The 7,823-nt window shown below is 73.2% G+C and carries 6 protein-coding genes, 1 tRNA gene and 1 pseudogene; 7 read left to right on the forward strand and 1 reads right to left on the reverse strand.

Going from position 1 to position 7,823, the window contains the following annotated elements:
* The 5 genes and pseudogenes from E1182_RS27450 to E1182_RS27470 all read left to right on the forward strand — a co-directional run.
* Positions 1-289 (forward strand): annotated as a pseudogene (locus E1182_RS27450) (hypothetical protein); the annotation flags it as partial.
* Entirely contained in the window at positions 286-1,293 is a 1,008-nt protein-coding gene (locus E1182_RS27455; RefSeq protein WP_132270646.1) for a MoxR family ATPase, read from the forward strand. The pseudogene E1182_RS27450 and the gene E1182_RS27455, both read left to right, overlap by 4 nt.
* A 4-nt stretch (positions 1,294-1,297) precedes the next feature.
* Positions 1,298-2,668 (forward strand): DUF58 domain-containing protein, encoded by a 1,371-nt coding sequence (locus E1182_RS27460; RefSeq protein WP_132270647.1) that lies wholly within the window; start codon positions 1,298-1,300, stop codon positions 2,666-2,668.
* Between the two features lie 49 nt (positions 2,669-2,717).
* Entirely contained in the window at positions 2,718-3,266 is a 549-nt protein-coding gene (locus tag E1182_RS27465) for a hypothetical protein (RefSeq protein WP_132270648.1), read from the forward strand.
* Positions 3,267-3,368: 102 nt separating this feature from the next.
* Entirely contained in the window at positions 3,369-4,715 is a 1,347-nt protein-coding gene (locus E1182_RS27470; RefSeq protein WP_132270649.1) for an NAD(P)/FAD-dependent oxidoreductase, read from the forward strand.
* 53 nt (positions 4,716-4,768) lie between these two features.
* Here the strand turns inward: E1182_RS27470 and E1182_RS27475 are convergent, their stop codons facing one another.
* On the reverse strand, positions 4,769-6,610 hold the full coding sequence (locus E1182_RS27475) for a hypothetical protein (protein ID WP_132270650.1): 1,842 nt from the start codon (positions 6,608-6,610) through the stop codon (positions 4,769-4,771).
* A 94-nt stretch (positions 6,611-6,704) separates the two neighbouring features.
* Here E1182_RS27475 and E1182_RS27480 point away from each other — a divergent pair.
* Together E1182_RS27480 and E1182_RS27485 are read left to right on the forward strand one after the other, a co-directional pair.
* Positions 6,705-6,785: transfer RNA gene (locus tag E1182_RS27480), tRNA-Leu, on the forward strand.
* Positions 6,786-6,895: 110 nt separating this feature from the next.
* The gene (locus E1182_RS27485) at positions 6,896-7,711 is read left to right on the forward strand and encodes a Bax inhibitor-1/YccA family protein (protein WP_132270651.1); all 816 of its coding nucleotides are present in this window, start codon (positions 6,896-6,898) and stop codon (positions 7,709-7,711) included.
* Positions 7,712-7,823: the final 112 nt, after the last annotated feature.

Consider the following 7,823-nt stretch of genomic DNA (forward strand, 5'->3'; position numbering starts at 1 on the left):
GAACTGGGCCGCCCAGGACGCCCTGCGCGCCGCCATCAACGGCTGGGAACGACCGCTGGACTGGGCGTCGGGCAACCGGGAACGGTTCACCGAGCGGATTCTGCCCCGCCTCGGCGAACTGGCCGACGAACGACTGCGCCAGCGGCACGGTCTCACCCGCGACTCCGACCCCGCCCGGGCCCGTACCCTGCTCGGGGAACCGCTGTGGGCGTTCCTGGCCACGCCGTCCCGCCGCCCGCCGTCGCCGCGCGACCTCGCGGCGATCGTCGCCGAACTGGAGAAGATATGAACGCCGTGGACCGCAGCATCCCCGCCACCGAGGTGGGCCACCTGGCCCGGGCGGTGCTGGACGCGGTCGGTCAGGTCGTGGTCGGCAAGCGGGAGGCCCTGGAACTGGTCCTGGCCGGCATCCTGGCCGGCGGGCACGTGTTGCTGGAGGACCTGCCCGGCCTCGGCAAGACCCTGACCGCACGCTCGTTCGCGCAGGCACTCGGGCTGGATTTCCGCCGCCTCCAGTTCACCCCCGACCTGCTGCCCGCGGACGTCACCGGTTCCTTCCTGTACGACCAGCGCAGCGGCGACTTCTCCTTCCGCGCCGGCCCGGTCTTCACCAATCTGCTGCTCGCCGACGAGATCAACCGGACGCCGCCGAAGACCCAGTCGGCGCTGCTGGAGGCGATGCAGGAGAAGCAGGTCTCGGTGGAGGGCGTCACCTACCGGCTGGACGAGCCGTTCCACGTGCTGGCCACCGCCAACCCGATCGAGTACGAGGGCACCTACCCGCTGCCGGAGGCGCAGCTGGACCGGTTCCTGCTGCGGGTGTCGTTCGGCTACCCGCAGCGCGAGGAGGAGTGGGACGTCCTGCGCCGGCGAATGGCCCGCCGCCGCGAGGAGGCCGAGATCCCGGCGGTGGTCGACGCCGGCACGCTGCGGTCCATGCAGGCGGCGCTGGAGGACGTGGTGGTGGAGGACTCCGTCGGCCGGTACATCGTCGACCTGACCGCGGCCACCCGCGAACACCCGTCGGTGCTGGTGGGAGCGTCGCCGCGCGGCTCACTGGCGCTGCTGCTGCTGGCCCGGGTCCGGGCTGTCTTCGCCGGCCGGGACTACGTGGTGCCCGAGGACGTCAAGGACGTGGCGGCGCCCGCCCTCGCGCACCGCATCACGTTGCGCCCGGAGATGTGGCTGCGCCGCGTCGACCCGTCCTTCGTGGTCGGTGAGGTGCTGGAGCAGACTCCCGCCCCGGCCAGCGGCGCGCTGCCCAGCCACGCGGCCGGCCGGCTCGGGCGCTGACGCCGTGCCCACCTCCGAGGACGGGCAGCAGCCTGCGGCGGGATGGGCGCCCACCTGGGCGCTGGGCCGGGTGGTGCTGCTCACCGGGCTCCTGCTGATCGCCGCCGTGCTGCTCGGCCGGGTAGACCTGGTGGTGCTGGCCGCCCCGTTCGCGCTCGGCACCGCGTACGCGCTGCGCCGCCGGCCCACCGCCGCTCCGTACCTGGAGATCGCCGCCGCGGACGGGCAGCTGGTCGAAGGGGGGCCGTTGGCCGCCCGGGTCAGCGTTGGCAACCCGGACACGGTGCCCTACCACCTGGCCGTGGTGCGGACCCGGATCTCGCCGTGGCTACGGGTCGAGCGGGCCGGCTTCGGCGGCGGCGGGACCGACATCGGCGGCTCCGGCCTGGACCGGCCCTTCGTCACCGCCATCCCCACCGGCGTCGCCGTGGACCTGGAGTTGACCGGCACCGCGCTGCGCTGGGGCCGGCACCCGGTCGGGCGGGCCGGTGCCCGGGTCGCCACCGCCGACGGGCTGTTGGTCTCCCGGGCGGTCGTCACCGAGCCGGTACGGCTGCGGGTGTACCCGATGACGGAGCCGTTCGAGGCGGTCGAGGCGATGCCCCGGGCCGCCGGGCTGGTCGGTGCGCACCACTCGCGCCGCCCCGGCGAGGGCGGCGAACTGGCCGGCGTGCGGGTCTTCGCGCCGGGTGACCGGCTGCGGCGGATCGACTGGCGGGTGTCGCTGCGGGCCCGGCAACTGCACGTGGCGGCCACCCTCTCCGACCGGGACGCCGAGGTGGTGGTCCTGCTCGACGTGCTGGCCGAGGCGGGGCGCTCCGGCGGGGTGCGGGGGGCCGCGTCCGTGCTGGACACCACGGTCCGGGCTGCCGCCGCGATCGCCGAGCACTACCTGCACCGGGGTGACCGGGTGGCGCTGCTGGAGTACGGGCCGACCGCCCGCCGGCTCCGCCCGGCCACCGGCCGGCGACAGTACCTGACCGTGTTGGAGTGGCTGCTCGACACCCGCGCCGAGGCATCCCCGCACGAGCCGTACGACCAGGTGTTCGGGCCGCAGGTGCTCTCCGCCGACGCGCTGGTGGTGGTGCTCACCCCGCTGCTGGACGAGCGGTCGGCGCAGATGCTGGCCCGGCTGGCCCGGGGCGGCCGGTTCGTGGTGGCGGTGGACACCCTTCCGGCGGACCTGCCGCCGCCGGGGGAGAAGGGCTGGGCGCCGGTGGCGTACCGGTTGTGGCGGCTGGACCGGGACACGATGATCGGCCAGTTGCGGGAGCACGGCGTACCGGTGGTGCCCTGGGCCGGCGCGGGCAGCCTGGACCAGGTGCTGCGGGACGTGGCCCGGCTGGCCACCGCCCCCCGGGTGGGTGCCCGGTGACGGGCGCGGCGCGGCGAGGGCCGGCCGGCGCGGACGGCGGGCGGATCCGGTGAACGCGCTGAGGGAGCGGGTGAAGGCGGCTCGCCGGGTGTCCCCGACGACACTGTTGGTGCGGTTCGGCATCTTCGTGGTGGTGTTGGCCGGTCTGCTGCTGGCGTACCCGGCGCAGCTGTTCCAATCGAGGACGCTGCTGGCCCTGGCGGTGGTCGCGGCGCTGCCGGCGGCCGGGCCGCGCCGCATCTGGCCGACCTTCGCGGCCATCGTCACGGTGGGTGGCTGGGTGATGGCCTCCGCCGGGTACGACCGTCCGATCGCGCTGTGGCGGCTGCTCGCCGTGGCCGCGTTCCTCTACCTCGGGCACACCCTCTGCGCGCTCGCCGCGGTGCTGCCCTACGACGCGCTGGTCGACCCGGACGTCCTGGTCCGCTGGTTGGCTCGAGCCGCGGCGGTGATTCTGGCCACCTGGGTCGTCGGCGTCGTGTTGGCCTGGTTGGGCGGGATCGGCGACGCCGCCGGTTCCCAGGCCGCGACGGTGGTGGGCCTGCTGGTGGCGGTGGGGGGCAGCGGGCTGCTGGGCTGGCTGCTCCGTCGCAGATAGCGGGATGACCAGCAACGTCGCGCAGGTCACAGGGGTTGTGCTCGGTCACAAGTGGGGGTCTCGAACGGGATTAGTCCCGCCGCCCGGGGAAAGATAGTTGACGTGAACCCGAAGCGGATCCTAGTCGTGGGTGCCGGGCACGTCGGCCTGTACGCCGCTCTGCGCCTGTCCAAGAAGCTGAGCTCCCGTGAGGCCGAGGTCGTCGTCGTCGACCCGCAGCCGCACATGACGTACCAGCCGTTCCTCCCGGAGGCGTCTGCGGGCAACATCTCGCCCCGCCACGCGGTGGTGCCGCTGCGTCGTGAGCTGCGCAAGTGCAAGGTCGTGGTGGGGGCGGTGACCCGGATCGACCACGCCCGCCGCACGGCGGTGGTGCAGCCGATCAGCGGCCCGACCCGGGAGATCGCGTACGACCACGTGGTGGTGGCTCCCGGTTCCGTCTCCCGGACGCTGCCGATCCCCGGCCTGCACGAGCACGGGATCGGGTTCAAGACCATCGGCGAGGCCATCTACCTGCGCAACCACGTGCTGGACCGGCTCGACGTGGCGGCCGCGACGGTCGACCCCGAGGTCCGGCGCAACGCGCTGACCTTCGTCTTCGTCGGCGGCGGCTACGCCGGCATCGAGGCGCTCGCCGAGATGGAGGACATGGCCCGCGACGCCCTGCGCTACTACCCGGAGCTGTCGCCTGCGGACATGCGTTGGGTGCTGGTCGAGGCGACGCAGCGGGTGCTGCCCGAGGTCGACCGGGACATGGGCGCCTACACGGTGCAGCAGCTGCTGAAGCGGAACATGGACATCCGTCTGGACACCCGGCTGGAGTCCTGCGTCGACGGGGTGGTCAAGCTCTCCGACGGCGACTCCTTCGCGGCGGACACCATCGTCTGGACCGCCGGCGTGAAGCCGTCGCCGATGCTGGACGCCACCGACTTCCCGCGTGACGACCGCCGCCGGGTCACCTGCCTGCCGACCCTGCAGGTGGTGGACGGCGACCGGGTGGTCGAGGGGGCGTGGAGCGCGGGTGACTGTGCCGCCGTGCCGGACCTCACGAAGGAACCCGGCAACTACTGCTCGCCGAGCGCGCAGCACGCCGTACGCCAGGCGACACGGCTGGCCGACAACATCGTCAACGTGATCCGCGGGCGTGAGCCGGTCAACTACAAGCACAAGCATGCCGGCAGCGTGGCCAGCCTCGGCCTGCACAAGGGCGTCGCCCAGGTCTACGGCGTCAAGATGACCGGCTGGCCGGCCTGGTTCATGCACCGGACGTACCACATGAGCCGGATCCCGTCGTTCAACCGCAAGGTCCGGGTCGTGGTCGACTGGTCGCTGGCGTTCTTCCTCAAGCGTGAGGTCGTCGCCCTCGGCCAGCTGCACGATCCGCGCGACCAGTTCGCCGAGGCATCCGCCCCGCCGAGGCAGCCGGTGGGCACCGGCAAGCGGAGCTGACCGTAGGCGACGAAGGGCCTCTCCCCCGTCCGGGGTGAGGCCCTTCGTCGTGGTCAGACCCGCCAGGTCCAGGCGTCGGCGATCCGGGTGCCCGGCCCGTAGAGCTCCACCAGGGTGCGCCGCAGGTTCTCCGCGTGCGGGGCGTCGTCGGTCACCGCCACGCAGGCGGCCCCCCAGTACGCGGCGTCGACGCGGGCCTGCCGCCGCCGCTCCTCGTCGATCACCGGCTCGCCGCCCTGCTGGGCCACCTCGGCCAAGAGCTGCGAGGTGGGCCGCTTGTAGGTGCCCATCGCGGCCGAGCCGTGCGCCCCGTACGGGCCGATGAAGAAGCCCTCCGGGATCGCGAACTGCGCGTCGGCCGCCGTGGCCCAGCGCATCGGCCACGGCTCCTTCGGGGTGGCCGCCGGCACCGGCACCAGCACGCCGCCGGGGCGTACGCACCCGCGCCAGTGGCCGCCGCTGATGAACTCGGGCAGCGCCGGCCGGTCGGCCGTCGGCAGGGGAGCGGGAAAGGTCGTGATCAGGGCTGCGGCGACCGCCGCCGGGACCAGCCGCCGGGCCCGCCCGGGGGAGCGCAGCGCCCGGTCCACGGCGAGCACCAGCAGCGTGCCGGCCAGCGGAAGCACGGCCAGCCCGAACCGCATCGGCAGCGCGGCGTCCACCACCGGCAGCCCGGCGAGCAGCGCGTACGGCCCGGGCAGCTGGGAACGCTCGCCGTCGAGGACCACCTGCGGGCCGAGCGACAGTGCGCCCATGACCAGCGCCGCCACGACGCAGGCGCGCACCAGCGGGCGGCGGGCCGGGCCGTGCGGCGACAGCCAGAGCGCGCAGCCGACGACCACCAGCAGCAACGGCAGACCGAGGAAGGTGTTGTACTCGGCCGGGCCGGTGGTGAGCCGGGCCGAGGAGTCGTCACCGAACACCGACAGCGGGGACAACGTCCACCAGCTACGCAGGTCGGCCGAGAAGTAGTGCGGGCTGAACATGCCGTCCGCCACACCCTGCGGGCCGGCGAACTGGAACCACAGTGGCCCACCCAGGACGATCAGGGCCAGCCCGGCGGCGAACAGCAGACCACCGGCGAATCCGGGCAGCGCGCGACGCAGCAGGCCCCGGTCGGCGAGGCCGTACGTGACGGTCATCACCAGCAGGGTGACGGCGGCGAGGAAGAGCACCTCCTCACCGACGAAGACCTGCACGGTCACCACGGCCGCCAACCCCACCGCCGAGCTGACCAACCGCCGCCGGGGGGGCGTCCCCGGTCCGGGGTCGGCGGCGCGCAGCAGCCGGACCACCAGCCAGACGATCACCGGCACCAGCCACTGCGCGGTCATGTGCAGGTGGCTGTTGGACTGCGACACCATGCCCGGCCCGAAACCGCACAGCCCGGCGCCCAGCGCGGCGGCGAACCGCCGGGCCCGCAGCGTACGGGCGTACAGCAGGTACCAGGCGACGGCGGTGCCGGCCAGGTTCGCCCCGACCAGCAGGGCGAAGGTGACCGGCGCCCCGAACAGGAGGGTGACCGGGGCGAGCAGCAGCCCGAGCGCGATGACCGTGGTGTTGGTCATCAGGTTCACCCCGTCCGGGGCGTTCAGCTTGTCGGTGAGCAGGCCGAAGTCGCCGTGCAGCGCTCGCGCGTCGACGGCCAGGAACCACTCGTAGAGCGTCTGGTCCGCCGGGTTGAGGGCCAGCACCCGGCCGGACGGGTCGGGCCACATGCCGTGGGTGACCCAGCCGGCGAGCAGCAGGAACACCAGCACGACGGCCAGGTCGGCGCGGTGCCGGAGCAGGCCGGAGCGCCACCGGGTGAGGCGGGAGCCGGTCGCGGCCGGCTCGGTGGAATCGAGCGCCAGGTCGCGATCGGCGCCGGGCGCCGTACGGGCTTGGCTGGTCACGGAATCGACCCTAACCGCACGGGGTACGTCTCGTGGCCCCGCAACGGTTACGGTGACACGTGCACCGCCGTGTGTCGACGTGCCGGTGCCGCCTGCCCGGGTGGTGGAACGGCAGACACGGCCGCCTTAAAAGCGGCTGCCGCAAGGCGTGCGGGTTCGACCCCCGCCCCGGGCACCGTAGACTCTCAGCTATCCCACAGCTTGCCGTGCGGCGTGCCTTGCCGGCGACCCGTACCCTGTAAGGGCACGTCGAGCGTGCGACGACCCCCTGAGGGAGGCCTGAAAGTGAAGACCTCGAACCCGGTGCTCGCCCGGCTCGGCCAGGCGGCCGAGCGGGAGCGTTCCGCCGGGTACGCCCAGCCCGGGCCGTATGGACAGCCGGGCATTCCCCAGCAGTACCCGGGCCAGCCCGGCTACCCCGCCGCCCCGGTGGCGGCCGGCACCATGTCGATCGACGACGTGGTGGTCAAGACCGTCGCTCTTCTGGGCATCCTCGGTGTCTCCGCCGCGGCCGCCTGGGTGCTGGTGCCGGACGCTCTGCTCGGTCCGGCCTGGATCGGCGCGGCCATCGTCGGTCTGGTCCTCGGCCTGATCATCTCGTTCTCCCGGATGGCGAATCCGGCGCTGGTCATCGCGTACGCGGTGGTCGAGGGTGCCTTCGTGGGCCTGGTCAGCAAGGCCTTCGAGTCGCTCTACGAGGGCATCGTGCTGCAGGCCGTGGTGGCCACCTTCGGCGTCTTCTTCCTGATGGCGATGCTCTACAAGGCGCGGGTCATCCGGGCGACGCCGAAGTTCGTCAAGGGCATGATCGCCGTGATGGCCGGTCTGTTCGGCGTCATGCTGATCAACTTGGTGCTGGCGCTGTTCGGTATCAACACCGGCCTGCGTGATGGCAGCCCGCTGGCGATCGGCTTCAGCCTGGTCGTCGTGGTGGTCGCCGCGCTCAGCTTCGTGCTGAGCTTCCACGAGGTCGAGCAGGGTGTCCGGATGGGGCTGCCGCAGCGGTACTCGTGGGTCGCCGCGTTCGGCATCCTGGTCAGCCTGGTCTGGCTCTACCTGGAGCTGCTCCGCCTCATCAGCTACTTCCAGGGCGACGACTGACCTCACCGCCACCCCCGGCGCCCGCCACCGCACCCCGCGGCGGCGGGCGCCGTCGTCTGTGCCCCCAGGCAGCTCTGCGGCCGGACGTTTTTCCGTTTCCCCACCACCGTCC

It is taken from the genome of Micromonospora sp. KC721 (assembly GCF_004348355.1).
Lineage (GTDB): Bacteria > Actinomycetota > Actinomycetes > Mycobacteriales > Micromonosporaceae > Micromonospora.

Coding starts and splice junctions, on each gene's coding strand:
- E1182_RS27455 (WP_132270646.1), top strand. CDS start 286: ATGAACGCCGTGGACCGCAGCATCCCCGCCACCGAGGTGGGCCACCTG.